Below are 26,733 nucleotides of genomic sequence, written 5' to 3'. Positions count from 1 at the left end.
GTTCTCTCAGGTGTTGCCTGCTGTTAAGGGTTGCCAGGAGGGCTGGGGCTCCCGCCCTGTGCGCAGGCGCAGCCGCACGGGACGTGGGCGGCGGCGAGCACGGCGGGCATCATGCGCGACTGGTCGGTCCCCGGCGAGTACGCGGGCAGGTCGACGGGCACCGGGTAGACGATGGTCGACCGGCCCTCACCGCCCAGCTCCAGCAGCGTCTGCAGGTAACGCAGCTGGATGGCGGCCGGGTCGGCCGACAGGGTCAGCGCGGCGTCGCGCAGATTCTGCGCGGCCTGCATCTCGCCCTCGGCGTTGATCACCTTGGCCCGGCGTTCGCGTTCGGCCTCGGCCTGGCGCGCGATGGCGCGTTGCATGGCCTCGGGAATCTCGACGTCCTTGATCTCGACCAGGTCGACCTTCACGCCCCAGGGCTCGGTCTGCTCGTCGAGGACCTTCTGCAGGCTCTCGCCCAGCCGGTCACGATCGGCGAGCAGGGCGTCGAGGTCGTGGCGGCCGAGCACGGAGCGCAGGCTCGTCTGGGCCAGCTGGGAGGTGGCGACCGCGTGGTTTTCCACCTCGTTCACCGCGCGGACCGGGTCCACGACCTTGAAGTAGGCGACCGCGTTGACGCGGACGGGGACGTTGTCCCTGGTGATCGCCTCCTGCGGCGGGATGGTGAGGGCGATCGTCCGCAGGTCGACGCGGACCATCCGGTCGACCAGCGGAACCAGGAGCACGGGCCCGGGCCCTGCGACCGGCAGCAGCCGGCCGAGCCGGAAGACGACGGCCCGCTCGTATTCGCGTAGCACCCGCAACCCCGCCAGACCGCCCGCGAGGAGAAGGACCGCCGCGGCGACTGCCCAGATCACGATTCCGACCTCCAGACGGTGGTGTAGCGGTCGCCTTTCTTCGCCGCGCTTTCCGGTTCGGGGAAACCGGCGGGGGTGGCGCGGAGATGGCGGGTCAGCAGCCATCCGGTCAGGCCGGTGGCCGCGAGCGTGGCGGCGGCCAGCACGAGGTCGGGCCAGGCGGGGTGGCGTACCGCCTGGATGAGCGTCAGCGATGCGGCCAGGACGACCAGGACGAGGGCGAGGCCGCGGTGGAAGCGCCCCACCTCCGAGTGCGGCCAGGGCAGCAGCGCCCGGACGATCTCCCGGCCGTCGCGGGAGGGGGTGCAGCCGGCCTTGCCCGGGCAGGCATTGCAGACCGAGGGCTTGGCCCGGTAAAGCCGATGGTGCCGGTCCTGCCCGACCGGCCACAGCAGTTGGTCGGCCGGGCATACCCAGGCGTCGTGTTCCGGCCGATAGGTGAACCCTCCGGTGCGGTGGCGCTCGGATCGTACGGCGACGTGGCGGGCGAGGCGGTCCAGCCCGGCGGCGGTGGCGAGCAGCCCGGCCGCGTAGCCGTCCGCCAGGACCGCCTCCATGGTGAAGATCATGCTGTGTCCACCGGTTCCCGGATGTCCGACAGCCGGGGCGCGGGGGTGACCCCGGTGACCGGGTCGGCGGTTGCCTGCCGTCCCCGGTGGCGTACGCCGAGCCAGGCGATCCGGCAGAAGGGCAGGACGCCGCCGACGATGAACAGCGCGTCGCCGGGCAGGCGCAGCCACTCGAGCAGGGTGTTGCTGCGGCCGGTGAGGTAGCCCAGGGAGCGCGCCTCGAAGTAGCCGGAGGCCACGGACTCGTACAGCTGGAGGAGGCCGAGCGGCAGCAGGGTGGCGAAGCACATCCAGGCCAGGCCGATGTTGAGCGACCAGAAGGAGACTCTGGCCCACTTCTCCGGCCACCGGTCGGCGGGGATCAGGTAGCGCAGCACGAACAGGCCCATGGCCACGGCGAGCATGCCGTACACACCCATCATCGAGCCGTGCGCGTGGTTCGCGGTCAGGCCGGTGCCGATCTCGTAGTAGGAGACGATCGGGAGGTTGATCAGGAAGCCGAAGACGCCCGCGCCGAGGAAGTTCCAGAAGCCCACGGCGACCAGGAACATCACGGCCCAACGGTGTGGGAACGGGGTGCGTGACTCCATGTGCTGGCGCGCTCCGAGCTGCACGAACGACCAGGCCTCCACGGTCAGGAAGGTCAGCGGCACGACCTCCATCGCGGAGAAGAACGCGCCCAGCGCCAGGTGCTCCACGGGTTCGCCGCTGAAGTACAGGTGGTGCATGGTGCCGATCACCCCGCCGGCCGAGTACAGGATGATGTCCAGGTAGACCACCACCAGGGCGACCCGTTCCCGCACCACGCCGAGCTGGACGAACATGTAGGCGACCATGGCGGTGGTGAACAGTTCGAGGAAGTCCTCCACCCACAGGTGCACCACCCAGAACCGCCAGAAGTCGGTGACGGTGAAGGTGTCGCCGGGGCGGGCCAGCAGGCCGATCGCGTAGACGCCGGGGATCGCCAGGCCGGACAGGAAGAACATCCAGGGCAGGTTGCCGCGGCTGTCCCTCGTCAGCGTCCCGCGCAGCACCCGCCACATCATCACCGCCCACAGCGCCATGCCGCCTGCCAGCAGGATCTGCCAGACGCGGGGGAGGTCGAGCCATTCGAACTGCTGGCTGCCCCAGAAGTCGCCCGGCTGGATGAACCCGTGGATGCTCAGCCCTTCCGCGATCAGAGAGCCGAACGCCACGACGGCCAGGGCCGCCAGCAGCGTCCAGGCGAGCCTGTCATGCCCGCGCGGCTCTCCTCCGGCCATGAGCGGGGCCAGGAAGATGCCGGCCGCGAGGAAGGCGGCGACCACCCAGAACAGCGACAGCTGCAGATGCCAGGTGCGGGCGAGGTTGAAGGGCAGCAACTCGGCCAGGTTGAGACCGAAGAAGCTCGTGAGGTCGGCCCGGTAGTGCTCCGTCGCGCCGCCCAGCAGCACCTGGGCGAGGAAGAGCAGCGCGACGACGAGGAAGAAGAACGCGGTGACCCGCTGGGCGGGAGTGAGCGCCACGTGATCGGGCGAGTGGAAGTCGAGGGTCTCCGCCTGGCGTCCGCGCCAGCCCAGGTGACCGCCCCACCGGCCGACGGCGCCGAACAGCGCCCCGATGCCGATCAGCAGGGCGACCAGCGACACCACGCTCCACAGCACGGTGTCGGCGGTGGGCGTGTTGCCGACCAGCGGCTCGGCGGGCCAGTTGTTGGTGTAGGAGTAGCCCGCGCCGGGGCGTTCGGCCGAGGCGATCCAGGCCGTCCAGGACAGGAACGCGGTCAGCTGGCGGATCTGCCGCGGGTCGGTGATCGCGTGCGGACGCAGCCCCTTGTCCGTACGAGGGTCGGCGAAGTAGTCGCGATAGTGCCCGGTGAGCGCGGTGAACGCGTCCGCCTGCGCCCGCGTGTAGGTCAGCACCCCCTTACGGGGGTCGTAGCGATTGGTCCGGAACTCCTGTCTGACCCGCTCACGAGCCCGGTCGCCGCCGCCGTGGGCCCGTAGGGCGGCGGTGGCGGCGCGACGCAGGTAGTCGGCCGTGTAGTCCGGCCCGAGATAGCCCCCGTGCCCGAGCACCGACCCGTACTGCATCAGCCCGTTGGCCAGGAAGACCTTCTGCCCGTCGGCGACGTCGCGGCCGGTGTACAACTCCTGCCCGGATTCGCCGACCACCAGCCGCGGCACGGGCGGGCCCGCGGTGTACGTGCGGAACGCGAGCAAGCCCATGACGAAGAACCCGAACACGGCCACCAGCACCGCTGCCTGAATCCAGCGTCTGGAGACCAGAAGCTCTCTGCGCGTCCCCGTCCCCGGAACCATCGCTCACCGTTTCCGACAAAGGAAGGGGAGAGTGTTCCTACTCCTACCGGGCGCCGGTCGGCCCGGTCGAGAGGACACGCCCTCAGCGGGCGGACCCGTGGCACGCGCGAGCCGCCCGGCGAGGGAGAGCACGGGCCGCGACCGGCCCGGCAGGTGACGGGGGACCTGTACGGACAGGCCCAAGGTCCCTGCCCCGCCGGCCCGGCGGCCGGGCATCGTTGGACGAGTCCGGCGGTGATGTCCCGGACCGCGCCCAGAGCACCTGAGGATCGAGATGTGCGAGTACTGCGGCTGCCAGGCCGTGACCGTGATCGGCGAACTGACCCGTGAGCACGATCTGGTGGTCGACCTGATCGGGGACGCGCGCACGGCGCACGCCGCCGGCGACACGGACGCCATGACCGTGATCGCCAGGCGGATCGCCGAGGTGCTCGGCCCGCACACCGAGGTCGAGGAGCACGGCCTGTTCCCCGCGCTGGCGGGCGACTTCCCCGAGCACGTCGCGGTCCTGGAGGCGGAGCATCGGCGCATCGAGGCCGTCCTCGGCGAGGCGGCGGACGGCGCGCCCGGCGATCCCGGCTGGCCGCGCAGGCTGCTCGACGTCCTGAATCTGCTGCGCGCCCACATCCTCAAAGAGCAGGACGGGGTGTTCCCGGCGGCGTTGGCCGGCCTGTCCACCGAGGACTGGGAGGCCGTCGAGGCGGTCCGGGCCCGGGCCGGCACGCTGTTGCGGGCTCCGGGCGGTCAGCGCTGACGGAGCGGGAGGAGTCCCCGGGCCCCACGACCGCGACGGCCGGGTCGCCCAAAGCGACGGCCGGGTGCCCCAAACGGGAGTAGAGCCTCATGTCGGCTTGCGCAAAAGCGGCCGAAAGCGGTGCCTCCGGCGTACGCACGGGGGTACCAATGCGGCAGTCCGCGGTTTCCGGAGAGGGGAATCCCCCCATGACCACATCGACTGAGCATCATCCGCACACGCAACACGAGCACCGGCACGGCGCCGGGTGCGGCCATGTCGCGGTGCCGCACCGCGACCATGTGGACTACGTCCACGACGGCCACCTGCACCGGATGCACGAGAACCATGCCGACGAGTGCGAGGAGAGCACGCACGCCGTCCACGACGTGCACGACCACGAGCACGGGCCGGGGTGCGGGCACGTGGCCGTGCCGCACGGCGACCACGTCGACTACATCCACGATGGCCACCGCCACGTCCGCCACGACGGTCATTGGGACGACCACTGACCCTGCCCTGACACTGCCCCTGTCCCCGCGCCGCTCCGGCCGGGTGGTGGGGGCGGAGGGCGGCCCGTACCCTGGTCGGTCATGACGATCGTGCGAAGGGACGAGTCGCGTGAGCGCTGAGGAGGCGGCGGCCAGAATCCGGGAGATCTGCCTGGCCCTGCCGGAGGCCGTGGAGAAGCCGTTCGGGGGCCACACCGCGCCCACATACCGGGTGAGCGACAAGATGTTCGCGATGACGAGCGAGGACGGGCGGTCGCTGACGTTCAAGGCCGGGCCGGGGGTACAGGACGCCCTCGTGGCCTCGGATCCGGAGCGCTTCTTCGTCCCGCCGTACGTCGGCCGCAACGGCTGGGTGGGCGCACGCCTGGACGCCGACCAGGACTGGGACGAGATCGCCGGGCTGATCGAGGACAGCTACCGGCTGATCGCGCCGAAACGCCTGGTCCGGCTCCTCGGCGAACGGCCGGCGACCCCGTGACCGCGGGCGAACGTGTGACCACCCACGAACGGGAGATCACCGCGCCCGTCGACCTGTGCCTGCCCGGGGGGCGGCTCGACCCCGGCGCCGTCGGCTGGACCCGCCGTCCGCTCCACCGGGCGAACCTGCGTGGCTGGGGACGGCGCAAGCGCTGGGAATACTGGGGCGTCGTGACGCCCCGCCACATCGTCGGCCTGGTGGCGTCGTCGCTCGACTACGCGGGCGTGTACGGCCTCTACGTGCTGGACCGGGACACCGGCGAGGAGATCACCAAGGACGTGACGGTCCCGCTGGCCCGCGGCGCCGTGTTCCCCGAGCGCAGCGGGGCCGGGACGGCCGCGGTCCGCGGCGGCGGCCTGGAGATCCGCGTCGACCAGGACCCGGGCGGCGCCACGATCCGGGCCACAGCCCCCGGAGTCGAGGTGGACCTGCGGGCGGCGTCGCCGCAGGGGCACGAGTCGCTGGGCGTGGTGGTGCCCTGGGGGCCGAACCGATTCCAGTACACGGTGAAGGACGTGGGCCGGCCCGTACGCGGACGCCTCCGGCTGCCGTCGGGCGAGTACGCCGTCGGCGAGGCGGACTCCTTCGCCGTGCTGGACCACGGCCGCGGCAAGTGGCCGTACGCGGTCACCTGGAACTGGGCGGCCGGCAGCGGGCCCGGCAGGGCCATCCAGCTCGGCGGCAGATGGACCGACGGCACCGGCTCAACGGAGAACGCGTTGTTCCTCGACGGCCGCCTGCACAAGATCGGCGACGAGCTGACCTGGTCCTACGACCGGACGGGCTGGGAGCGTCCGTGGCGGATCACCGGCCCGCGCGTCGAGGTGGAGTTCCATCCGTTCCACGTGCGGGAGGCCCGCACCGAGCTCGGCGTCGTGGGCAGCGAGACGCACCAGTGCTTCGGCCACTTCAGCGGACGGGCGCGGGCCGACGACGGCGCCTGGGTGGACCTGGACGGCCTGGTCGGCTGGGCGGAGGAAGCGCGCAACCGCTGGTAGCGGGGCGAACCGGCGCCTCACAGCGGCGGGTAGGCGTTGGCCAGGAGCTGGAGGAACTGCGCGCCGAACCACTGTCCCGCCGGCGGGGCGCCCGGGAGCGCGCCGCTGGGCACGTACGCACCGGTCACGGGGGCGTACGCGGGGTCGCACATCGGGTCGTGCCGGGTGCCGTCGGGAGCGGTGACGTTCACGCTGGAGCCGTCCGAGACACCCGGCTGCTTGATCCAGGCGTACGCGTCGATGCCGGGGGCGGGAATGGCCCGGGGCCGCTCGCCGAGCCCCGCGCCGGCCTGGTTGCACCAGTTGCCGACGCTCTTGCGGCGGTCCACCCGGGATTCGTCGACGAACCGGTTCACGTCGGTGGAGGTGCTCCGGCGGACCGGGCGGTTCGGGCCGCCCCACCCGCTGCGCGAGGTGTCGATCACCATGCCGATGCCGGACGGGAACCCGGCCGCGACGAGCCGCTGCCGGAACGCCTGGGCGAAGGAGAGCTCGTCCACGTAGTCGTTCCACTCGACCCAGCGCGACATCTTCACCGGCTGCCCGTTGATCTTCATCTGGGCGTCGTAGTACGGCTCGGCCAGGGCGTTGTAGCCCCCGACGTTCACCGTGAAGCCGTGCACGGACGACGGCCCCCCGCCGGTCGTGCCCGCGATGCTCGCGAGCAGGCCGGCTGCCCGGCCGAAGTTGTCGGGGTAGCCGACGACGCCGTGGTGGGAGGCGTCGAGGTAGACGTACACGTTGGGGATGGCGTGCAGCCGGGTCACCGCGTACCGCACCGCCTCCGGGTAGGCGCCGCTCGCCTGGACGGCGGCGCAGCGGCCGGTGGGGGCGGGCAGGAGCAGCCCGGGCAGGAAGTCGGGCTCGACGATCGCCACGATGCGCAGCCGCTGATAGGCCGGGTCGGCCAGGATCTCGGCGATCGGGTCGACGTACTCGGTCCGGTAGCGGTTCAGGCCGTCGGCCGCGACGCTGAAGTCACCGTTGGAGACCAGGCGGGTGCAGTTGCGGTCCGGCAGGTCGTTCAGCACGACCTGGATCGTGAGCGGGCTCGACACACCGGCGTCCTGCAGGACCGCCTCGTTCAGATGCGCGCGCAGCCCGGGCGAGGAGGCGGTCCCCTCGACGCGGGCGACGCGGTCGAGCCAGACGGCGGTCGGACTGGCGGCGACCGCCGCGCCGCCGGGCTCCGCCGCGGCCGACGCGTACCACCAGGGGTCGACGTAGCCCTGGGCACCCACGTAGGGGTTGTCGACGCGGGTGTCGGCGGCGGCAGGGGCGCTCGTGAGGACCGCCATGACCGGCAGGAGGGCCAGCGCCGCGACCAACGCCTTGAGACGCGTTCCGAGACGCACCGCCATGCCGTGCCTCCTCGACCGATGGCGTGAGATCTTCCTGTTCAGCACGATCACTCACGCGGCGGGCGCGGACAACACCGGATCGGCACGCCGGCCGTCCGCGAAGCCCCGCCGCCCGGTCTGATCTCGGTGGATGCCCGCTCCCCGCGCTGCCCGCCGCCTGAAAGCTTCAAAGGACGCACGCCCCGGGCGGGGTCAGCGTGCCGGGGCGGCCGGCTCCGTGACGCGCGCGCCGGTCATGACGAGGCCGAGGCAGACCAGGGCCGTGGCGGCCACCGCCGCCAGCATGACGGGGTAGGAGAGCCACGCCGACAACGTGGCGAGCACGGTGGGGAGCAGGAAGCCTGCGTAGGCGAGCGTGTAGTAGACGCCGGTCAGGCCGGCGAGGTCGTCGGCGCCGGCCATGCGCTGTATCTCCAGCAGCCCGGAGACCACCGCGATGCCGTAGCCGGCCCCGAGGGCGGCCGCGGCGACGGCCGCGAGCCACGGCGACAGCAGCACCGCGTTGGCCGCGCACAGCGCCGCGCCGACGAGCGTCACCGTCATCGCCGCCACCGGAGCCCGTCCCGTCCGGGTTCCCCTCTCGCGGTGCAGTCTCCTGGCCACCGGCTGCACGGCCACGCCCGTGCCCAGGGTCAGCACGGTCAGCCCGGTCGCGTACGCGAGTCCCCAGTCGCCCACGCGGAAGCCGACGAGCTGGGGCATGACGGCGTACGCCAGCCCGGCCGTGCCGAACACCCACGGCGCCATCGGCAGGACCACGAGCCGGAACCGCCTGCGGGCCGGCGCGGGGACACGCAGGTCGTTCACCAGCGCGGCGAGGAGCCCTCGGGCCGAGCCCGCCGCGTGGGCCAGCTGCTGCCCACCGCCATGGCGATGCCAACCGCGAAACCGGTGATCAGCCGCCCCGCGTAGATGGGCCACGCGCTCTGCCCGCCTAATACTCCAGCCGTAGATCGTGATCTTGTTGCTGGAGTGCGGTGGAGAGGGGGCAGCGGTCAGTCGTCGACGAGATCGAGCTGGGCAGCACAGGCGTCCGCTACTCGAGTCCTTCGAGACGGCCGGCATCTTTGATCTCGCTGATCCTGGCAGCCGTCATCGGGGTCCACTCCCTCCTCTCTCCCGCGGCACGGAGGGCTTCTCCAACCTCGCTGAGCTTCACGGAGGACAACACGCCCGCCCGCTCGATCAGGTCGTCCCGGGCCACGGTGGTCAGCCATGTGCACGGAGTAAAGCCTTGACGCGGGAACGCGAACCGCAGCACGCCTTCGAAGGGCAGTCCTTCCGGGGCTCCTACGGCCACTTCAACGCCCAGGCCGCTGATGTCGACGCCCGCTGGCGCAACGACCTGCATCGCCTGAAACCTGGATGACTCCTCGTCCGAGAGCAGCACGACCGGGCGTCGCTCATCGAAGTCGACCCACCAGACTTCACCGCGTTGCATGTGTCCTCCTGGCACGAGACGGCGGGCGAACGCTGCGTGCCCCGTGCGGGACACGGAAGGGATGCGGCCCCGTCTTCGCACGTCGTGACCGAGGGGCGGTGAAGACGGGCGCGGCCACCGTTGATCATCGGTGTGTGAAGACTGAAGATCATGCGGTGGCCGCGAGTCACAGGGTAGACCCTGCCCGCTGGCAGGAGGCGTTCGAGGTCCTGATGTCCCGGATAGCGGGCCGGTTCGCGCGGGTTGAACCCCGGCGTCGGGTGCGGGACTTGGTGCTGGGGCTGCTGTCGGACCTGCCGCGCAAGAACTGCTGGAGCATCGCCGAGTGGGCCGGGCAGGCCAGTCCGTATGGAATGCAGCACCTGCTCGGCCGGGCTAAGTGGGATGCCGACACCGTGCGCGATGACGTGCGCGGGTACGTGCTGGAACATCTGCACGACGACGATGCGGTGCTGGTCGTCGATGAGACCGGGGACGTGAAGAAGGGCACGCAACCGTGGGTGTCCAGCGCCAGTACACCGGCACGGCCGGGAGGATCGAAAACGCTCAGGTCGCTGTCTACCTCGTCTATGCAGGCCGCCGCGGACACGCGGCGATCGACCGCGAGCTGTACGTCCCGCGCTCGTGGACGTGCGACCCGGACCGCTGCCGGGCGGCGGGACTGGGCGAGGACACCGTCTTCGCGACCAAGCCGGAGCTGGCCGCCCGCATGATCGGCCGGTTCCTTGACGCCGGGCACCGTGTGGGCTGGGTCGCGGGCGATGAGGTCTACGGCGGCAACCCCAAGCTGCGGGCCGCGCTGGAAGAGCGCCAGGTCGGCTACGTGCTCGCCGTTGCTTGCTACGGCCGAAGTCACCACGGGCGCGGGGAAGTTCCGCGCGGATGCCCTGGCCGTGAAGGTGCCGAAGTGGGCCTGGCTGAAGCTGTCGGCAGGGGCCGGCGGCAAGGGGCACCGCTTCTATGACTGGGCCGTCATCGACCTGGCCGAACCCCGCCTCGGCAGCCACCAACTGCTGATCCGCCGCAATTGCACCACCGGTGAACTGGCTTACTACCGTTGCTGGTCGCCGGCTGCGGTGCCTTTGGCCACGCTGGTGCGGGTCGCCGGGTCGAGATGGCGGGTGGAGGAGACCTTCCAGTCCGGAAAGGGCCTGGCCGGACTGGACGAGCACCAGGTCCGCCGTTTCACCTCGTGGTCTCGCTGGGTCACCCTGGTCAGGCTCGCCCACGCCTTTCTCGCCGTCGTCCGCGCTGACGAACACGCCCGCCATTCCGCCCCGGACGGGCTGATCCCGCTCATCTGCAACGAGATCCAGCGACTATTCACCACGCTCGTCGTTCGGCCCGTGCACCGTGCAGCCCACCGGCTCGGCTGGTCCGACTGGCGACGCCGCCATCAGGCCCGAGCCCAGGCCAGCCATTACCGCCGACAAGCCGCGAATCAGACCTGAAGATCACGATCTACGGCTGGAGTACTAAGCAGAGCACCAGGCTCGCGACGGCCGAGGCGACGGCGCCGGTCACCAGCACCGGGCGCCGCCCGCGCCGGTCCGACACGGGCCTGGCGAGCAGGAGCCCCGGCACGAGCCCGACGACGTACGCGCCGAGGAAGGCGTCGACGCTGAGCGTGGAGTAGCCGCCCAGGCGGCGGTACATGAGCAGCAGCGGGGTGAACTGGTTGCCGCCCCAGCCGCAGGCGAACATCGCCGCGGCGACGGCCCGCCAGGAGTTCGACGTGGGACGGTGGCAGGTGACGGGGCGGCCTGCGGGCTTTCGGGCATGGGAGGGTCAGACCTTCACGGTGTCAGTGCGTGTCTCAGTCGTCGTCGCGGCCGGCGGTGTGCGGCGAGCCGTGCGTCGCGGTGAGGTGACGGAGCAGGGCCGAGGCGAACGCGGCGGCGTCGCCGGCGAGGAGATGCTTCAGGAGGGCCTCGTGCTCGTCGACGAGGAGGGACAGCCGCTCCGGCCGCGGGAGCAGCGCGGAGATGCTCATCCGCCGCTGCCGGTCGCCCAGGGTGGCGTAGAACCGGCCGGCCAGCCGGTTCCCCGACGCTTCGACGACGCACCGGTGGAACGCCTCGTCCGCCTCGGCGAACCGGCCGACGTCCGCGGCCTCGGCGAGGGTCCGCTGACGCCGCAGCAGCTCGCGCATCCTCTCGTGGTGATCGCCGCCCAGGCCGGTCCGCGCGATGCGCTCCGCCGCGGACCGCTCGAGCGCCAGCCGCAGCTCCAGCACGTCCGCCGCCTCTCCCGGCGGCACCGGCACCACCACCGCGCCGCGCTTGGGGTGCAGCGCCAGCAGTTCCTCCGACTCCAGCCGGAGGAACGCCTCCCGGACGGGCGTGCGGCTCACGCGTACCCGTTCGGCGATCTCGCCCTCGCTGATCAGGCTTCCGCCGGGAAGCTCGCCGGAGAGGATCAGCTCCTTGGTCACCGCGTACGCGGTGTGGGCGGCGGAGGGTCGCTTCGCGGGATCGGCCATGCGAGGATCCTAGCAGTCATAAATACAAGCTTGTATCTATGGTTGAGGGTGCCTCGGAGGCGGCGGTCACGATTTCCGCTCGATCAAGTTAGGCTTGCCTAAGAAATCTGACGAAGGGAACCCCCATGGCGACGACCGAACCGGCGCGGCGCACACCCCGGATCACCACGGGCGTGGTGGTGCGCACCGAGCGGCTGACCCCGCACATGATCCGGGTGGTGCTCGGTGGGGAGGGACTCGCCGGGTTCGGCGCCGGTGAGTTCACCGACCACTACGTGAAGCTGCTGTTCCCGCTGCCGGGCGTGGACTACCCGGAGCCGTTCGACCCGGCGGTGATCCGCGCCGAGCTGCCCCGGGACCAGTGGCCGAAGACGCGGACCTACACCGTACGGGCCTGGGACCCGGAGGCGCGGGAGCTCACCATCGACTTCGTCTACCACGGCGACGAGGGACTGGCCGGGCCCTGGGCGCGGCAGGCCCGGCCGGGCGACGTGCTCCGCTTCGTGGGCCCCGGCGGGGCGTACGCGCCGAGTGCGGAGGCCGACTGGCACCTGCTGGCCGGGGACGAGAGCGCGCTCCCGGCGATCGGCGCCGCCCTGGAGCGTCTTCCGGCCGGCGCGCCCGCCCGGGTGTTCGTCGAGGTGGAGGGCCCGGAGGAGGAGCAGAAGCTGCCGACCGGAGGTGACGCGGAAATCGTGTGGCTGCACCGCCGTGGCGGGCAGGTGGGCGAGGCGCTGGTGCGGGCCGTGCGGGAGCTGGAGTTCCCCGAGGGCGTCGTGCACGCGTTCGTCCACGGGGAGGCGGCCTTCGTCAAGGAACTGCGGCGTTACCTGCGGGTGGAGCGCGGCCTGCCGCTGGAGAGGTTGTCGATCTCCGGCTACTGGCGGCGGGGCCGTGACGAGGACGGCTGGCAGTCCTCCAAGCGGGACTGGAACCGCCGGATCGAGGAAGAGGAGTCCGCCGCCCTCGGCGGCTGACCCGGCCGCCCGGGTGTTTTAGGCCCTCGTTATCCGCTCGTGGTTATGGTGACGCCCGACGACGTCTCGGGGAGCGGTCTCGGGAGTGCCCATGTCCCAGCGAAAGGTCAAGCGTGTGCGCGCCGCCATGCGGCGCGAGGAGGCCAGGCGGCGCGAGGAGCGCAGGCGGCTGGTGCGCAGGATCACCTACGCCGCCGCGGCCGTCGTGACGGTGGTGGCCGTGGCGACGGGGGTGCTGGTGTTCACCACCGCCGGCGCGACGAACACGGCCACGCCGGCGGCGGAGGCCTCGCCGGCGGCGGAGGCCTCGCCGCCTCCGTCGACGGCGGGACCCGTGAAACCGCCGGCCTCACCGTCGGATGCCGCCTCGCCCACGGGCGCCGCCTCACCGCCGGGCGCCGCATCGCCCGAGGCGGCGACGTCCGCCAAGTGAGGCACCGCCGTGACCCGGGCCACGGCCCGGGTCGTGGGGTCACGGCGTCCTGCGTCCGCCGGTCCCGCGGCGGCCAGGCCGCCCGGACCGCCGCCCGCCATGAGGACGGGGATGTTCACGGCCGCTGCTCCGGGCCGACGATGGGCGTGCGCAGCACGCCGAGCCTGTCGATCTCCACCTCGACCACGTCCCCCGGCCGCAGGAAGCGCGGCGGGTCGCGCACGTAGCCCACGCCCCCGGGCGTACCGGTGGCGAGCACGTCGCCCGGCTGGAGGGTGAACGCATGGCTGATCAGCGACAGCAGCTCGCCGACACCGAAGATCATGTCGCGCGTGTTCCCGTCCTGGACGGTCTCGCCGTTGACCCGGGTCCGCAGGCGCAGCCCGCCGGCCAGGTCGCCCACCTCGTCGGCGGTGACCAGCGGGCCCATGGGTCCGCTGCGGTCGGCGTTCTTGCCCAGCGTCCACTGCGCGGTGAGCTTCTGCGCGGCGCGGGCGGTGAGGTCGTTGAAGGCGGCGTAGCCGAGCACGGACGCCGCGGCGGTCGCCTCGTCGGCGTCGGTCAGCCGCCGCCCCACGACGGCGGCGACCTCGCCCTCCCAGTCCAGGCCGGGCTCGCCGGCCGGCACCGGGGCGGGGGTCCCGCTCGCCGTGAGGGTCGTGGCCCAGCGGCCGGAGACGGTCGGATACCGCGGCGGGGTGAAGCCGCCCTCGGCCGCGTGCGAGCGGTAGTTGAGCCCGACGCAGACCACCCGGGCCCACGGCGGCACCGGCGGGGCGAGCTCGGCCTCCGCGACCGGGTGCAGCCCGGTGTCCGTACGGCGGGCCTGCGGCAGCCAGCGGCCGAGATCGGCGTAGAAGTCGCCGACCTCGGCGATCGGGGTGACCCGGTCGCCGATCTGGACGGCGACGTCCACCCGCCGCCCGTCGCGAATGCCGACGAGCTTCACGCGATCCCCTCCAACGGACGAGCGCATGCTCCATCCACGCTGTACCCGCCGGCGAGCTCCGGCGGGTCACCGACAACGGGCGTCACGGGCGGTTCCTCCTCCAGGGCCGAACGTGCCTGGTCACCGGCCGGCTCACACGTGCAGCCGTTCCCGGAGGAACAACGGGACGCCCGGCAGGACGCGAGTGCCGTACGCGCCGGGGCGGGCGGGCGGCAACGGCGCCTCGTGGGCGGGCGCGGGGAGCCGAACGCTCACTCCCCGTCCTCCGGCCAGGCAAGGTCGGGCAGGAAGTCCATGTCGTGCGCCCGCGCCGCTGCCGGCATGCGCGGGAAGCCCGGCACGAACGGCGGCCGGTCCACCGTGGGGTGGTCGGCAGGCGTGCTCATCCGCTGGAAGAACGCCTCGAAACCGCCGGTCGCCACACCGAGCACACGGGCCTGCTCCTCGGCCTGACAGGCGTGCGCCGGTCCGGCCGGGACGACGCCGCGCCGGAGGTAGAACGCCTCGGGAGCGCCCGGCGGGATTCCCTTCCACTGCGGGCCGTGCTCGGGGCCGGCCAGATATCCGAAGCTCATCGCGTCTCCAACTCGGCGTGGGCGGACCGGCCGATGACGCGTCAGGTGCGCCTCCGGTCGCCGGGCGCCCTGCCGTTTGGACGGCAGGGCTTCTCACCATGGCGTACCCGCCGCCGGCCGCGTTGGCCCAGACCCGCGCGTCTGCCCTCGGCAGACATGGCGACGGGTCGCGGGCTACGGCGATTACAAAAGCCCCATGCGTGTCTCACCGAGCATGAGTTACCGGGATCGGATGAACGAGAAACTGTTCCAGCAACGGACCCTGATGTTGACCGGAGAGGTCGACGACGAGATGGCCGAGCGGGTGTGCGCCGAGATGGTGTTGCTGGCCTCGGCGGACTCCGAACGTGACATCGTCCTGTACATCAATTCGCCGGGAGGGTCGGTGCTGGCCGGGCTGGCGATCTACGACACGATGAAGCTGGTGCCGAACGACGTCGTCACCGTCGCGCTGGGGCTGGCGGCGAGCATGGGCCAGGTGCTGCTGGCGTCCGGCACGCACGGCAAGCGGATGAGCCTCCCGCACAGCCGCATCATGATGCACCAGCCGTCGGCCGGCATCGGCGGCACGGCGATCGACATCGCGATCCAGTCCGAGAACCTCAAGTACATGAAGCGGCAGTCCGAGGAGATCCTCGCCGCCGAGACGGGACGCACGGTCGGGGAGATCGCCGCCGACAGCGACCGCGACCGATGGTTCACCCCCGAGCAGGCCCGCGACTACGGGATGATCGACGAGATCGTCGGCTCCTTCCACAGCCTCGCGCCGTTCGCCGTTCCCAACCGGATGGGGTTCTCGTCATGAGCCAGTACACGATTCCGTACGTGGTCGAGAAGACCCCGGTGGGGGAGCGGTCGTTCGACATCTTCAGCCGGCTGCTCAACGAGCGGATCATCTTCCTCGGCACCGAGATCGACGACGGCGTCGCGAACGTCGTGATGGCGCAGTTGCTCCACCTGGAGGCGGAGAGCCCGGACCAGGAGATCAACCTGTACATCAACTCCCCGGGCGGCTCGTCGACCGCGATGCTCGCGATCTACGACACCATGCAGTTCATCCGTGCGAAGGTCGCGACGTACTGCATGGGCCAGGCGGCCTCTGCGGCTGCGGTGCTGTTCGCCGCCGGCGCCCCCGGACGGCGGTTCATGCTCGCCCACTCCCGCGTGCTGCTGCACCAGCCGTCCACGCAGGGGCAGGGCACCATCTCCGACCTCACCCTGCAGGCGGCCGAGGTGATGCGCGTACGCGCGCAGACCGAGGAGATCCTGAGCCGTCACACCGGGGTGGACGTCGCGCGGCTACGCGAGGACACCGACCGGGACCGGGTCTTCAACGCCCGGGAGGCCGTCGAGTACGGCCTGGCCGACGAGCTGCTCTTCACCCGCGAGACGTCGTAGCGCTCAGGCCGCCAGCAGCTCCACCCGTGGCGTGCCGGAGGGCCTGTGCGCCGCGAGCCGGCGCGACGCGCTGATCCGCCGGACGGCACGGGTGAGCAGCTGCTCGATCGGCAACCCGAGCGCGTCGCACACCGAATGCAGCATCTCCGACGACGGCTCCTTGCGGCCGCGCTCGACCTCCGACAGATACTGCTTGGACATGCCCACCGCGCGCGCCACGTCGTCGAGCGTGCGGTCCTGGTCGAGCCGCTCGTCGCGGAGGATCTCCCCGTACACCGTGCGCAGCAACGGGTCCGGGCCGTCGGGGATCCCCGGGGCGCGCTCCTTGGCGGCCCGCCGCGTCCGGATGTCGACGACCACTGATCGGTCCGAGGCTGCCATGCCTCGCAGTCTGGCACGTCCGGGTGCGCGGCGGACCGTCTGTTCGCGGACAGGTGAGCGGAAGTCGCCGTGCTCAGGGCCTGACGCCTCTGGTCGCCGGTCCCGATGAGGTGCCCGTCATCACCGACCCCCGCGAGGCGGCCGAAGACCTCGAACTGGCCGTGCTTTCGGCGATTCACCATGCCGCCACGCCGCAGGGTCCTGACGTCCTCAACGCGCTGTTCGCCGCGCTGCACGATCTCGACCTCACCAGGGGGGTATGTACGCTGACATGGTTCGTGCGGCAGTCCCCCGAGAGATCTGGGATCACTTGGAGAGGCACATGAAGGCAGATACCTACGAATACCTCAGCGACTGGGCCCGCGAGAACATCGCCAAGGGCAGAGCGGAGGGACAGGCCGAGGGCAAGGCAGAGGGCAAGGCCGAGGCGATCCTGGCGGTGCTCGCCGCACGTGACATCCAGGTGCCCGACGAGTTCAGAGACAAGATCCGCAAGTGTCATGACCTGGAGCGGCTGGACGGGTGGATCCGGGTCGCCGCCACGGTCGAGTCCGCGGAGGTCCTCATGGACGACGAGCTCTGATGCCCCGCCGGCACCGTACCCCGGCGGCCGGGCCGTTCCCTCGGCGGAGTCAGGCGAGCCGGTGGCCGCCCAGGGAGATCTGCGTCTCGGGCATGGGAGCGAAGAAGTCGAAGTTGGGCGGCGGGCCGACCCTCCGCTCCAGCGTCTTCACCACGTGCCGGGCGTCCTCGTTCGGGCCCGCGAGGTAGAAGGGCTTGCCGTCCTTGCCGAAGGCGATGGCCGACTTGTCCTCCCACGCCCCGAGGTGGCCGGCCGCCCCGGCCAAGTCCGTGGCCGGCTCGAAGCCGAGGTCGCGCGCGTAGTCGACCGCGCCGAAGACGAGGTGCCGGACCAGGTCGAGCGGCGCCTCCCGCCACCCGTGCGCGTAGATTCTGAACCACTTGGGGAGGAAGCGGTGCAGCTCCACCTCGCTCATCACGTCGGGGCCGAGGACGTGCTTGACGCCCAGGCAGTAGACGTCGACGAGGTAGGCGCAGACCGACAGCTTGTCCCACCCGTGCTTGCGGGCCACCACCACGCTGACCGTGCCCGCGGTCTCCTGGCCGTCCGGGACGTCGTCCGCCCAGCCGGTCGTGTCCGGCACGCCGAGTCCCTCGCTCCAGCCGGCGTTGATCCAGCACCCCGCGACTTCGGGCTCGCTGGCCTGCCCGCTCGTCTGCTCGGCCACCGCCCTGACGTACGGCGCGACCGCCGCCGGCGCCATGCCCAGCGCGCGGGCGATCTGCTTGGGGGAGCGGCCCTGTCCGCGGAGCTCGCGGACCTTCTCCAAGATCGAGCTGTCCATAGGGTCCGAAGCCTATCGGCTATCCCTCACGGGCCGGGGTGCGGAAGACCTGGCGGCCGTGCCATTCGATATGGCTCACGTCGACGGGGTCGAGACCGCTCTGGGGGTTCTTGGCGGGCCGGCCGGCGAGAGCGAGGACCATCCGCTCGGCCGCCGGGCTCCGGCCGACGAACTTGCGGGAGACGGTGATCGTCCGGTCCCGGGTCAGGCCCAGGACGCCCTTGTCGAACAGCTTGTGGTGGATCGCGCACAGGCACAGCCCGTTGGCGACGTCGTCCGGGCCCTGGAAGGCCCACCAGCGGACGTGCGCGGCGTCCAGCCCGACCGCGACGCCGTCCAGCCACCCTTCGTAGGCGCAGAAGGCGCAGCAGTACTCGTACGCCATGAGGACGTTCTGCCGGAAGGCCGGGTCGCGGCGGGCCACGAATGGCACGGCCCGCTCGGCGGGGGTGAACCGATCGGCCAGTTCGAGCCCGACGAAGCGGCAGATGTCAGGATGCAGGGACGGTTCGAAGTTGGCGTCCAGTAACTGCCGCGCGAGCCGTACGACCAGCTGGGAGTCGTCGGTCAGGGCGCGCAGGAGGTCGGGATGGAGCCGCCCGGCGGCCTGGGCTTCCCGGAGCCGGCCGAGCTCGGAGCCGGGACTGCCCGGCCCGTGCACGGTGTCGACGAGCCAGACGCCGTCACTGGTGAGGTGATGGAACGGGTATCCCGGACTGGTGTCACGCGGCGGCCCGAACTCCTTGAGCAGGAGCTTGAGGTCCGCCTCGGCGGAGCCGAACGGGATCGGCCGGCCGCCCTCGCGCTGGAAGCGGCCGAGGGCGTAGAGCAGCAGGAGCGGCTTGTGCGGCGCCCGTTCGCCCTGCCGCGTCCAGCGGCGGATCTTCGCGACACGCTCGACCCAGTCCATGACCGACACCATAGGGTGATCACAACGGCGAGGCGGCGGGGACTGGAGGAAGGTGATGGACGAACAGCGGTTCGTGCGGGTCTCGAAGTACCTCGCCAAGCATCTGCGCCACCAGCCCGAGGCCATCGGCGTCGAACTCGACGCGCACGGCTGGGTGGACGTCGGCGCGCTGCTGACGGCCGCGGCCTCGCACGGGTTCCCGATCTCGCGGGCGGAGTTGGAGCAGGTGGTCGCCGGCAACGACAAACGGCGATACGTGATCGACGGCGATCGGATCCGGGCCAGCCAGGGGCACTCGGTGCGCGTCGACCTCGACCTGCCGGTGGTCGAGCCGCCTCCGCTCCTCTACCACGGCACGGTCGCCCGCAATGTGGAGGCGATCCGCGCCGAGGGGCTGCGGCCGATGGCCCGCCACCACGTCCACCTGTCGCCGGACCGGGAGACCGCCACCCGCGTCGGCGCGCGCAGAGGGAAGCCGGTCGTGCTCGTGGTGGACGCGGCGGCGATGCACGCGGCCGGGCACGAGTTCCGGGTGAGCGCCAACGGCGTCTGGCTGGTGGACCATGTCCCGCCGGACTTCATCCAGGGATGAGGACCACGTTCGCCGGATCGGTCATCCGTGTTCGGCGTGCCGGCCGTGGTCGGAGACCTGGGCGTCGAACCAGGCGTGCAGCGCCTTCACCAGGGCGGTCTCGCCGGTGGTGTAGGTGATCCGGGCGCCGGCGGGCATCTGGGTGTAGCGGATGTCGATCCGGGTGTGCCCTTCCTGGAGGTCGTGCAGGCCGGGCATGTGGTCGCCGTGGATGGATGCGGGGTCGCCGAAGTCGCCCTCGCGGAAGGCGGTCACTTCCTCGGTGAGGTGCTGCCGGATGAGGGTGATCTGCCGTACGTCGGAGGGGTCGTCGGAGGGGTCGTCGGCGGTGACGGTCTGCACGCCGCCGGTCGCCGTCTTGGTGAATCGGTGTGTGGTGCGGTCCAGGTCGAAGGGCATCACCGCGCGGCCCTTGGCGGCGACCTCCGCCTGACGGCCGGCCGAGGTCTGGTGCTGCCCGTGGTCCTGGCCGGAGGGTGCGCAGCCGGCCGCGGCCAGCGCCAGAGCGGCCAGGAGCAGCCCAGTGCGCCGGTGCTCACGCTTCATCCATCGCCTCCGTGAGGATGCCGAGGGCGCGCAGCACCGCTGCGCGTTCATGTTCGGGGACGCGGCCGAGGACGGCGGAGAAGCGATCCGCTCTGGCCCGGGCGAGTCGTGCGGCCGCGTTGGCCCCATCGTGGGTGAGCCGGACCAGGACGCCGCGGCCGTCGTCGGGGGTCGGGGTGCGTTCGGCCCAGCCGCGCTTGATGAGCTGGGTGACCAGGCGGCTGGTGGTGCTCTTCTCCAGGCGGAGCCGATGGGCGAGGTCGTTCTGCCGTAGGGCGCCGTCCCTGGCCAGCTCACCCAGGGCATGCGCCTCCGAGACGGGGATGGGCTGCCCGCAGGGGGTCCGATCGGGCTGGTGCAGGCCGAAGGCGCGAACGAATCTCGTCACGGCCTCCTGCAGGCGCATCTCCTCCGACATGGTTCGACCATACAACCAAAGTCGTTGTATCGCACAACCAGATATTCGAGTGGCGAAGGGCCCGGGGACGCCCTATATCGTGCCTGCGTGGAGGATCTGATCATTGCCCGGCGCCTGCGCGTTCCCGTCGACAGCGCGGGGGACGAGACGTCCGATTGGGGCGGGGTAGCCGCCCGGCAGCTCGACGCGGCGCTGCTCAGTGTCGGGTTCACGTGCTCGCCCGCACTGCTCGACCGCCTGGCCCGGCTGCCCGGCGAGCAGGTGATCGACCTCGGCGTGCGCGTTCTGGCCGCGGTCCGCCGTCTGGTCGGCGATCACGTCGAACACAACGCCTACTTCGTCGACTTCCCGAACAACGTCCCGGACACCCTGGAGTTCTGGGCGGGGCTGCTGCGCGAGGCCATGCTCGACCCGGTCGCCGCCGCCCGGCTCCAGCCGGACGTCCTCAACCTGCTGGACCTGCCGCGATACGGGAGCTACCAGCACACGTACGCCGACCTGCTGGCCGCGCACGCCGAGCTGATCCCCCTGGCGAAGGACCGGGTCACCGTGCTGGAGCTGGGCGGGAGCCCGCGCGACGAAGCGCGGGAGCTCTACCTCTCGCTGGCCGGCTCCGAGGTGCCGCTCGCCGCCGAGGACCTGGCGGCTCTGCGCGCGCTGGCCGCCTTCTGTGCCGGCTTCTCTGCCGACTTCGGGGCCGACGACCAGCCCGAGCACATCCCCGTACGCGAGAACCGGGCGGTCGTCAACGAAGCGCGGCTGGCCGCCGGGCGGTCGCTGCTCGTCGACACCGTGACGGACGTTCTCCGGCTGGCCGCGGCCTGTTCCGGCGGCGACGTCACCCTGACCACCCCCACCCGCTTGCGCTCCTTCCGCCGCGCGGAACGCCGCATCCTGCTGGCCGCCCTGGACGCCGTCCCGGTCGCCAAGCACGGGGACGTGCTCCGCCACCGGGAGCAGTGGAAACGGCTCGGCGAGCGGCTGCACCCCCACGAGTATCCGCACTTCCCCCGGGCCGCCCAGGTCTTCGACGTGGCCAGGGGTGTGCGTAAGGCGTCGAGCCTCGGCAGTCGCGTCGAGGCCGCGCTGGCCGCGGGCCGTACGGAGGAAGCCGTCTCGCTGCTGGAGCACACGCCCGGCGTACTGCTGCGCCGCCTCGACCACCTGCTGCGCGCGGGCGGCGGCTCCGCCGTACTGGAGGCGGCGGAGAGGGCCGCCGCCCGCGCCTCCGGCCGCGTGCTGCTCTCCCTGCGGGAGCACCTGCAGAACCGGCTCGCCCCCGCGGACCGGGTCTTCACCAACCGGTACGGCAGAGCGTGGACGACGCCCGACACGCGCCCTCCACTCGACGAGGAGGCACTTCACCGGACGCTCGCCATCCTCGATGAGGAGATCGGCCGCCGCCTGCCCGACCTCGGCGAGCTGATCGTCGACGCCGCCGTACTCGATGTGGCGCTGCCCCTGTCGGGCAAGGCCGTCGCGCCCGGGCTCGGGATGCTGCCCCGTGGCTCGCTGTCGACCGTGGACGGGGAGCTGCTCCGATTCTTCGTCCACTGGCGGCAGCGCGAGCGGCGCACCGACTACGACCTGTCCGCGCTCATGCTCGGCGCCGCCTACGACGACCCGGTGCACATCTCGTGGACGTCCTACGCGAACGGCTTCGCGACCTACTCCGGCGACCTCACCGAGGCACCCGACGGCGCCTCGGAGTTCATCGACGTACGTCTCGCCGGTGCCACCAAGCCGATCATCATCCCGCAGGTCCACATCTATGCCGGGGAGCCGTTCGACGAGGCCGCCGAGGCGTTCTTCGGCTACATGACCAGGGACGCCGAACAGGAGGGCAGGCCGTTCGAGCCGCGTACGGTCCGGATGAAGTCCGACCTGCGCGGGTCCGGCCGCGTCGCGCTCCCGCTCGTCTTCCTGCGCGGGGACGACGGCGCGTGGCGGGTGAAGTGGTTGCACCTCTACCTGTCCGGCAGTCCGGGGTTCAACCAGGTGGAGGGCAACCGGGTGACCACGTCGCTGCTCGTGCGCTCGATCGTGGAGCGGGACTACCTCAGGGTCGGTTACCTGGCCGCCCTGCTCCGGGCCAGGTCCTCCGTGTCCGTCGAGGGCGGGCACGTCACGTACATCGGGCTCGAGGCGCCCGCCGATCTTCCCGAAGGGGCGCGGGTGTACACGCCCGCCACCCTGCACGAGCTGATCCCCGCCTGATATCTTGATGATCGCAAGGCCATGGAAGGGCTTCCTTCTCACCTTTTGGATCCGGTCTGCCCGTACGGGCGCCGGGCTGGTTCTAGCTCTTCCGCCTTCCTTGCGCTCCGGCGGGTGAGGCCATTCGGGGGGCTTCCTTCTCACCTGGTTCGATTCCAGGTGGGCCCGTGGGCCTGCTGATGACATGTTTCTGAGCTCTCCTCACCCGCCCGGTCGCGGCAGTCTTCGACGCGGGTTCCGCGGCGAGACGGAGAGTAACGAAAGAATCACAGAACGTTATAGTGAGCTCATCGTCCGTTTCGGCGTGGATACGGTCACGCAGTGGCACTAGCCGAACACGAAGCCCTCGTTCGCCTGTTCTGCGAACGACCTGACCTCGCCGCCGACCTGCTCACTCGGTCCCTGCGAGTCCAACTGCCCGACTACGACTACGCGGGCCTCGAATCGGCCGATCTCACCCAGGTCACCCCCACCGAACGTCGCGCCGACTCGGTCATCGTCTTCCGTCGTAAACGGCCGGAAGCCGATCCCCAGCCCGTTCTCGCCGTGATCGTGGAAGTTCAGCGTCGCCAGGACCCCGGCAAGATCTGGTCTTGGCCGATGTACCTCGTCAGCCTGCGTACCCGCCTCGAATGCCCGGTCATTCTGCTGGTTGTGTGCCCCGAAGCGTCGGTCGCCCGCTGGTGCGCCCGTCCGATCGAACTGGGCCATCCCGGTCTGGTGTTGAAACCGCTGGTCGCCGGCCCGAACGAGGTGCCCGTCATCACCGACCCCGGCCAGGCGGCCGAGGACATCGAACTCGCGGTGCTCTCGGCGATTCACCACGCCGCCACGCCGGAGGGCCCCGATATCCTCAACGCCCTGTTCGCCGCGCTGCACAATCTCGACCGAGACCTGGGGGGTATGTACGCTGACATGGTTCGTGCGGCGCTGCCTCGAGAGGTCTGGGATCACTTGGAGGAGCACTTGAAGACCGAAACCTACGAGTACCTCAGCGACTGGGCCCGCGAGAACATCGCCAAGGGCAAGGCCGAAGGCAGGGCGGAGGGCAAGGCGGAGGGCAAGGCCGAAGGACAGGCCGAGGCGATCCTGACGGTTCTGTCGGCCCGAGGCCTCGAGGTGCCCGAGGACATTTCCGAGAAGATCCGGAAATGTCATGACTTCGACCGGCTGGCCGCTTGGCTCCGAGCAGCCGCCACGGTCGACTCCTCTGACGCGCTGCTCGACGACATCTCGTGACGCCGTCCGGCGGTGACGTGGGACCCGCCGTGCCGGGCGCCCGGGGACACGGCAGGGCCTTCGATCACGCCGACGGCGATGGCGACACCCCGTGATGACCCGGCTGCGCTGCCGACGTCCGCCGGGCCGGGCAGGGGGCTTTGCGGTGAACGTCGTCCCCGGCGGCAATTCGCGTCAATGGCGGCGTTCACCTGTTAGTCCGCCCGGTAGGGCCTACGCGCGGAGGAAGACTTCGTCGAGATGCCACTCGAGGGCCTCCCGGTCCGGCCGGTCGCGCGGCCGGCCGGGGACGCCGATCTCCTGCGCGGCCCGCCGGCGAGATCCGCCGCATGAAGATCTGCACCGTCCGCCCCGGCCTGCCCTTCCCCACGCCGCCCAGGCGATCCAGGTCAAACACCGCCGCACCGACCACAAGACCGGCAAGACCACCGTCGTGACCATCTACGCCGTCACCAGCCTCCCGCCGGGCCGGATCACCCACGCGCAACTCGCCGCGCTGATCCGCGGCCACTGGAGCGTGGAGGCCCTGCACCATATCCGAGACGTGACCTACGCGAGGACGCCTGCAAGGTCAGGACCGGCGCCGCTCGCCAGAATCCTGGCGAGCATACGCAACCTGGTCATCGGCCTGGCCCGTCTGATCGGCTGGACCAACATCGCCGCCGCCACCGACCACTACTGCAGCCACCCCCGCCGATGCTCTTCAACTACTCGGTGTTACAGCATGAGAACTCCGGCCCTGCCACGCACCCCCAGAAGAAGCTCAACAAGGTCATAACCTGGCGGATAAATGATCGACAGGGGGGATGCTAGCGTCCGGCACATGACCGTTCGCCGTTCCGTACCCGACATCACGACCTCCGACCCGGCCGCGAGCAGCGCCTTCTATCAACTCCTCGGCTTCCGCGAGGAGATGAAGCTCGGCTGGGTCGTCAACCTGGTCTCGCCGTCCAACCCCACCGCCCAGGTCATCCTCATCACCAAGGATGCGGCGGCGTCTGTAAACCCAGACCTCAGCGTCGAGGTCGAGGACGTCGACGCCGTCCACGAGGCTGTACGCGCGACCGGCGCAGAGATCGTGCACCCGATCGCCGACGAGGACTGGGGCGTCCGGCGCTTCTTCGTCCGCGACCCCGACGGCAAGGTGGTCAACGTCGTCAGCCACCGCTGATCAACGTGGCCATCTCTAGTCCGCCTGATCAGCTGGACCAAAATCGCCGCCGCCACGACCACTACCCCAGCCACCCCGCCGACGGACTCCAGCCACTGGGTCTTACGACCTGAGAACGCTTCGGCCCTTACACGTCCCCAGGGCAGTTCCTTCCTCGACCACTGTGACTGGGCGGACCGGGCCTCCCAGCGGGCCGGACGTGGCGGAGTCGTGGATCTCCTACTGGACGGACGACGGGACGACCGGCAGCGTGATGTACGAGTCGGGGAAGACCTTCTGACGCTGGACGACCAGGTCGGCCTCGGTCGCATCCGTACGGCCGGTGCCGGTATTGCGGTCGAAGCGCGGGAAGTTCGAGCTGGAGACCTCCACCCGGATCCGGTGGCCGGCCTTGAAGACCTGGCTGGTGGCGACCAGATCGATGGTGGAGGTCCCGGACGGCTCGGCAACGCGGACGATGCCGTCGATCACGCTCATCGCCCGGCCGTCCGGATACACGTCCACGAGCTTGGCCGTCCAGTCGGTCGAGGCGGCGGAGGTCTCCGCGTGCAGGGTCACCGTCACCGGGCCGGTGACCTCGATGTCGGAGGCGAGCACCCCGGTCGAGTAGCAGAGCACGTCGGGCCGCCGCTCCACGTCGCGCTGGTCCTGGGGGCCGACGTTGGTGGGGTCGGGCAGCAAGGTCGGGCCGCCGACGGTCGGGACCGGGTCGCGCGGGTCGAAGGTGAAGGTCGCCGGCTCGTGCGTGGTGGGCGGCTCGGGGGAGAGCAGGCCGCCGGTGTGCAGAAAGTAAGGGGTGCCGACCGCGCGCTCCAGCGGCCAGGCCTCCTCGTCCCGCCAGACGTCGTCGCCCATCACGAAGATCTTCACCGCGGGGCCGGTGTCCTCGCCCTTCAGGAACGCGAGTTCCCGCTGCTCCAGCTGGATCGCCTGTGCGGAGGCGGCGCCGCCGAAGAACAGCCGCCCGGTGCCCGTGGCGCCGGGCGCGAGGTGGGACCAGGGGCCGATGACCAGAGGGCCGCCCAGACGGCGGTGGTTCTCCAGCGTCCCGCCGAGGAACAGGTCGAACCAGCCGGCCACGTGCATGACCGGCACCTCGACGCGGTCGTGGCGCAGGGTCTCGGCGAGGTCCTCCCAGTAGGCGTCGCGCTCCACGTGCGAGGTCCAGTCGCGCCACCAGGGGATGCCCGGGATGTCGCTCACCGGCAGCGTGCGCGCCACGGCGTCCTGGTCGCCCAGCACGGGAAGAACGGCGGCGAGCCCCGCGCCGGCGTCCTCGCCCGCCTCGGCGGCGTGCAGCAGGCCGAGCATCGTCTGAAAGGCGCCCCAGTTGAGGGCCGAGCCCAGCGCGAAGGCCCCGCCGTGATACTTGAGGCCGTCGTGGAAGTCGTGCGGCGTCATCGAGGCGACCACGGCCTTCAGCCCGAGCGGGCGCGTGGCCGCCGCCTGCAGCGCGCATCCGGCGAGGTAGGACATGCCGCTCATAACGACCTCGCCGTTCGACCAGGGCTGCGCGGTGATCCAGGCGATCGTGTCGTGGCCGTCGGCGCCCTCGTCCACCCACGGCCGGAACTCGCCGTCGCTGCTGCCGCGTCCCCGGCAGTGCTGCAGCACCACGGCGAACCCGGCCCGCAGCGCGGGCGTCACCGGCGCCGTCCGGAACGAGTCCTCGCCGTACGGCGTGCGCACGAGCAGGGCGGGGAACGGACCGCCCTCCGCCGGGCGGTGGACGGTGCCGCGCAGGACGGTGCCGTCCCGCATCGGCATGGGGGTGTCGTGCTCGACGGTGACCGGGAGTGGGGGGCGGTCGAGCTTCGGCATGAGGC

31 protein-coding genes and 1 pseudogene are annotated in these 26,733 nt (G+C 71.3%); 15 read left to right on the top strand and 17 right to left on the bottom strand.

The window, feature by feature from the left end; all coding sequences use genetic code 11:
* Positions 1-23: 23 nt before the first annotated feature.
* The 3 genes from HHX30_RS25570 to HHX30_RS25560 are packed head-to-tail and all read right to left on the bottom strand — an operon-like array spanning position 24 to position 3,729.
* Positions 24-860: a slipin family protein gene (locus tag HHX30_RS25570; RefSeq protein WP_211592483.1), complete on the bottom strand. Its 837-nt coding sequence runs from the start codon at positions 858-860 to the stop codon at positions 24-26.
* The gene (locus tag HHX30_RS25565; protein WP_169984511.1) at positions 857-1,429 is read right to left on the bottom strand and encodes a hypothetical protein; all 573 of its coding nucleotides are present in this window, start codon (positions 1,427-1,429) and stop codon (positions 857-859) included. The genes HHX30_RS25570 and HHX30_RS25565 overlap by 4 nt, the downstream gene beginning before the upstream one ends.
* Positions 1,426-3,729, bottom strand: coding sequence for a nitric-oxide reductase large subunit (locus HHX30_RS25560; RefSeq protein WP_169984510.1), 2,304 nt, complete (start codon positions 3,727-3,729; stop codon positions 1,426-1,428). Before HHX30_RS25560 ends, HHX30_RS25565 begins: the two co-directional genes overlap by 4 nt.
* A 274-nt stretch (positions 3,730-4,003) precedes the next feature.
* Between HHX30_RS25560 and HHX30_RS25555 the strand changes: the two genes are divergently transcribed.
* From HHX30_RS25555 to HHX30_RS25540, 4 genes are all read left to right on the top strand, one after another.
* Complete coding sequence (locus HHX30_RS25555; protein ID WP_169984509.1) at positions 4,004-4,483, top strand: hemerythrin domain-containing protein; 480 nt, start codon at positions 4,004-4,006, stop codon at positions 4,481-4,483.
* 188 nt (positions 4,484-4,671) lie between these two features.
* Positions 4,672-4,974, top strand: a complete 303-nt coding sequence (locus HHX30_RS25550; protein WP_169984508.1) for a hypothetical protein — start codon at positions 4,672-4,674, stop codon at positions 4,972-4,974.
* A gap of 109 nt (positions 4,975-5,083) precedes the next feature.
* A complete protein-coding gene (locus HHX30_RS25545) occupies positions 5,084-5,452 on the top strand; it encodes an MmcQ/YjbR family DNA-binding protein (protein WP_169984507.1) in 369 nt (122 codons plus the stop codon).
* A 14-nt stretch (positions 5,453-5,466) separates the two neighbouring features.
* Complete coding sequence (locus HHX30_RS25540) at positions 5,467-6,450, top strand: DUF2804 domain-containing protein (protein WP_169984506.1); 984 nt, start codon at positions 5,467-5,469, stop codon at positions 6,448-6,450.
* Between the two features lie 17 nt (positions 6,451-6,467).
* On the opposite strand, the gene HHX30_RS25535 is transcribed toward HHX30_RS25540, so the two are convergent.
* The 3 genes from HHX30_RS25535 to HHX30_RS25525 form a co-directional block, all read right to left on the bottom strand.
* Positions 6,468-7,811: a glycoside hydrolase family 6 protein gene (locus HHX30_RS25535; protein ID WP_169984505.1), complete on the bottom strand. Its 1,344-nt coding sequence runs from the start codon at positions 7,809-7,811 to the stop codon at positions 6,468-6,470.
* Between the two features lie 192 nt (positions 7,812-8,003).
* Positions 8,004-8,618, bottom strand: coding sequence for a hypothetical protein (locus HHX30_RS25530; protein ID WP_169984504.1), 615 nt, complete (start codon positions 8,616-8,618; stop codon positions 8,004-8,006).
* A 229-nt stretch (positions 8,619-8,847) separates the two neighbouring features.
* Entirely contained in the window at positions 8,848-9,252 is a 405-nt protein-coding gene (locus HHX30_RS25525; protein ID WP_169984503.1) for a type II toxin-antitoxin system PemK/MazF family toxin, read from the bottom strand.
* 212 nt (positions 9,253-9,464) lie between these two features.
* Here HHX30_RS25525 and HHX30_RS25520 point away from each other — a divergent pair.
* Positions 9,465-10,703: pseudogene (locus HHX30_RS25520) on the top strand (IS701 family transposase).
* 10 nt (positions 10,704-10,713) lie between these two features.
* On the opposite strand, the gene HHX30_RS25515 reads toward HHX30_RS25520, so the two are convergent.
* Complete coding sequence (locus HHX30_RS25515) at positions 10,714-10,956, bottom strand: hypothetical protein (RefSeq protein ID WP_211592482.1); 243 nt, start codon at positions 10,954-10,956, stop codon at positions 10,714-10,716.
* Between the two features lie 112 nt (positions 10,957-11,068).
* Positions 11,069-11,734, bottom strand: a complete 666-nt coding sequence (locus HHX30_RS25510) for a GntR family transcriptional regulator (protein ID WP_169984502.1) — start codon at positions 11,732-11,734, stop codon at positions 11,069-11,071.
* A gap of 125 nt (positions 11,735-11,859) precedes the next feature.
* On the opposite strand from HHX30_RS25510, the gene HHX30_RS25505 reads away from it, so the two are divergent.
* Both HHX30_RS25505 and HHX30_RS25500 read left to right on the top strand, forming a co-directional pair.
* Complete coding sequence (locus HHX30_RS25505) at positions 11,860-12,711, top strand: siderophore-interacting protein (RefSeq protein WP_169984501.1); 852 nt, start codon at positions 11,860-11,862, stop codon at positions 12,709-12,711.
* A 91-nt stretch (positions 12,712-12,802) separates the two neighbouring features.
* Positions 12,803-13,144, top strand: coding sequence for a hypothetical protein (locus HHX30_RS25500; protein ID WP_169984500.1), 342 nt, complete (start codon positions 12,803-12,805; stop codon positions 13,142-13,144).
* Between the two features lie 115 nt (positions 13,145-13,259).
* Here the strand turns inward: HHX30_RS25500 and HHX30_RS25495 are convergent, their stop codons facing one another.
* The 3 genes from HHX30_RS25495 to HHX30_RS25490 form a co-directional block, all read right to left on the bottom strand.
* Positions 13,260-14,093: a fumarylacetoacetate hydrolase family protein gene (locus HHX30_RS25495; protein ID WP_311922860.1), complete on the bottom strand. Its 834-nt coding sequence runs from the start codon at positions 14,091-14,093 to the stop codon at positions 13,260-13,262.
* 132 nt (positions 14,094-14,225) lie between these two features.
* Positions 14,226-14,348 carry a hypothetical protein gene (locus tag HHX30_RS42820; RefSeq protein ID WP_283246864.1) on the bottom strand — a complete coding sequence of 41 codons (123 nt, stop codon included), beginning with the start codon at positions 14,346-14,348 and terminating at the stop codon, positions 14,226-14,228.
* Complete coding sequence (locus HHX30_RS25490) at positions 14,345-14,668, bottom strand: hypothetical protein (protein ID WP_169984498.1); 324 nt, start codon at positions 14,666-14,668, stop codon at positions 14,345-14,347. Before HHX30_RS25490 ends, HHX30_RS42820 begins: the two co-directional genes overlap by 4 nt.
* A 232-nt stretch (positions 14,669-14,900) precedes the next feature.
* Here HHX30_RS25490 and HHX30_RS25485 point away from each other — a divergent pair, with 232 nt between their 5' ends.
* Together HHX30_RS25485 and HHX30_RS25480 are read left to right on the top strand one after the other, a co-directional pair.
* Positions 14,901-15,473, top strand: coding sequence for an ATP-dependent Clp protease proteolytic subunit (locus HHX30_RS25485; protein WP_249350418.1), 573 nt, complete (start codon positions 14,901-14,903; stop codon positions 15,471-15,473).
* Positions 15,470-16,066, top strand: a complete 597-nt coding sequence (locus HHX30_RS25480; protein ID WP_169984496.1) for a ClpP family protease — start codon at positions 15,470-15,472, stop codon at positions 16,064-16,066. The genes HHX30_RS25485 and HHX30_RS25480 overlap by 4 nt, the downstream gene beginning before the upstream one ends.
* Before the next feature lie 3 nt (positions 16,067-16,069).
* Here the strand turns inward: HHX30_RS25480 and HHX30_RS25475 are convergent, their stop codons facing one another.
* Positions 16,070-16,447 carry a helix-turn-helix domain-containing protein gene (locus HHX30_RS25475; RefSeq protein WP_169984495.1) on the bottom strand — a complete coding sequence of 126 codons (378 nt, stop codon included), beginning with the start codon at positions 16,445-16,447 and terminating at the stop codon, positions 16,070-16,072.
* A gap of 110 nt (positions 16,448-16,557) precedes the next feature.
* On the opposite strand from HHX30_RS25475, the gene HHX30_RS25470 reads away from it, so the two are divergent.
* Entirely contained in the window at positions 16,558-16,773 is a 216-nt protein-coding gene (locus tag HHX30_RS25470; protein ID WP_169984494.1) for a hypothetical protein, read from the top strand.
* Positions 16,770-17,030 carry a hypothetical protein gene (locus tag HHX30_RS25465; protein WP_169984493.1) on the top strand — a complete coding sequence of 87 codons (261 nt, stop codon included), beginning with the start codon at positions 16,770-16,772 and terminating at the stop codon, positions 17,028-17,030. Before HHX30_RS25470 ends, HHX30_RS25465 begins: the two co-directional genes overlap by 4 nt.
* Positions 17,031-17,079: 49 nt before the next feature.
* On the opposite strand, the gene HHX30_RS25460 is transcribed toward HHX30_RS25465, so the two are convergent.
* Positions 17,080-17,814 carry a helix-turn-helix domain-containing protein gene (locus HHX30_RS25460; RefSeq protein ID WP_169984492.1) on the bottom strand — a complete coding sequence of 245 codons (735 nt, stop codon included), beginning with the start codon at positions 17,812-17,814 and terminating at the stop codon, positions 17,080-17,082.
* A gap of 19 nt (positions 17,815-17,833) precedes the next feature.
* Complete coding sequence (locus HHX30_RS25455; protein ID WP_169984491.1) at positions 17,834-18,724, bottom strand: phosphorothioated DNA-binding restriction endonuclease; 891 nt, start codon at positions 18,722-18,724, stop codon at positions 17,834-17,836.
* Positions 18,725-18,779: 55 nt separating this feature from the next.
* Between HHX30_RS25455 and HHX30_RS25450 the strand changes: the two genes are divergently transcribed.
* Positions 18,780-19,316: an RNA 2'-phosphotransferase gene (locus HHX30_RS25450; protein WP_169984490.1), complete on the top strand. Its 537-nt coding sequence runs from the start codon at positions 18,780-18,782 to the stop codon at positions 19,314-19,316.
* 21 nt (positions 19,317-19,337) lie between these two features.
* On the opposite strand, the gene HHX30_RS25445 is transcribed toward HHX30_RS25450, so the two are convergent.
* Together HHX30_RS25445 and HHX30_RS25440 are read right to left on the bottom strand one after the other, a co-directional pair.
* The gene (locus tag HHX30_RS25445) at positions 19,338-19,862 is read right to left on the bottom strand and encodes an aspartate carbamoyltransferase (RefSeq protein WP_169984489.1); all 525 of its coding nucleotides are present in this window, start codon (positions 19,860-19,862) and stop codon (positions 19,338-19,340) included.
* Positions 19,852-20,280: a MarR family winged helix-turn-helix transcriptional regulator gene (locus tag HHX30_RS25440; RefSeq protein ID WP_169984488.1), complete on the bottom strand. Its 429-nt coding sequence runs from the start codon at positions 20,278-20,280 to the stop codon at positions 19,852-19,854. Before HHX30_RS25440 ends, HHX30_RS25445 begins: the two co-directional genes overlap by 11 nt.
* Positions 20,281-20,367: 87 nt before the next feature.
* Here HHX30_RS25440 and HHX30_RS25435 point away from each other — a divergent pair, with 87 nt between their 5' ends.
* The 3 genes from HHX30_RS25435 to HHX30_RS25425 all read left to right on the top strand — a co-directional run bounded on the left by HHX30_RS25435 (position 20,368) and on the right by HHX30_RS25425 (position 24,907).
* Entirely contained in the window at positions 20,368-22,497 is a 2,130-nt protein-coding gene (locus HHX30_RS25435) for a TerD family protein (RefSeq protein ID WP_169984487.1), read from the top strand.
* Between the two features lie 321 nt (positions 22,498-22,818).
* Positions 22,819-23,736, top strand: coding sequence for a hypothetical protein (locus tag HHX30_RS25430; RefSeq protein WP_169984486.1), 918 nt, complete (start codon positions 22,819-22,821; stop codon positions 23,734-23,736).
* Positions 23,737-24,559: 823 nt separating this feature from the next.
* Complete coding sequence (locus HHX30_RS25425) at positions 24,560-24,907, top strand: VOC family protein (RefSeq protein ID WP_169984485.1); 348 nt, start codon at positions 24,560-24,562, stop codon at positions 24,905-24,907.
* Between the two features lie 219 nt (positions 24,908-25,126).
* Here the strand turns inward: HHX30_RS25425 and HHX30_RS25420 are convergent, their stop codons facing one another.
* Positions 25,127-26,728, bottom strand: coding sequence for a CocE/NonD family hydrolase (locus HHX30_RS25420; RefSeq protein ID WP_169984484.1), 1,602 nt, complete (start codon positions 26,726-26,728; stop codon positions 25,127-25,129).
* Between the last annotated feature and the right edge of the window lie 5 nt (positions 26,729-26,733).

This window comes from Microbispora sp. H10836 (assembly GCF_012999525.1).
GTDB lineage: Bacteria > Actinomycetota > Actinomycetes > Streptosporangiales > Streptosporangiaceae > Microbispora.
This window is presented reverse-complemented; position numbering and strand designations above follow the sequence as displayed.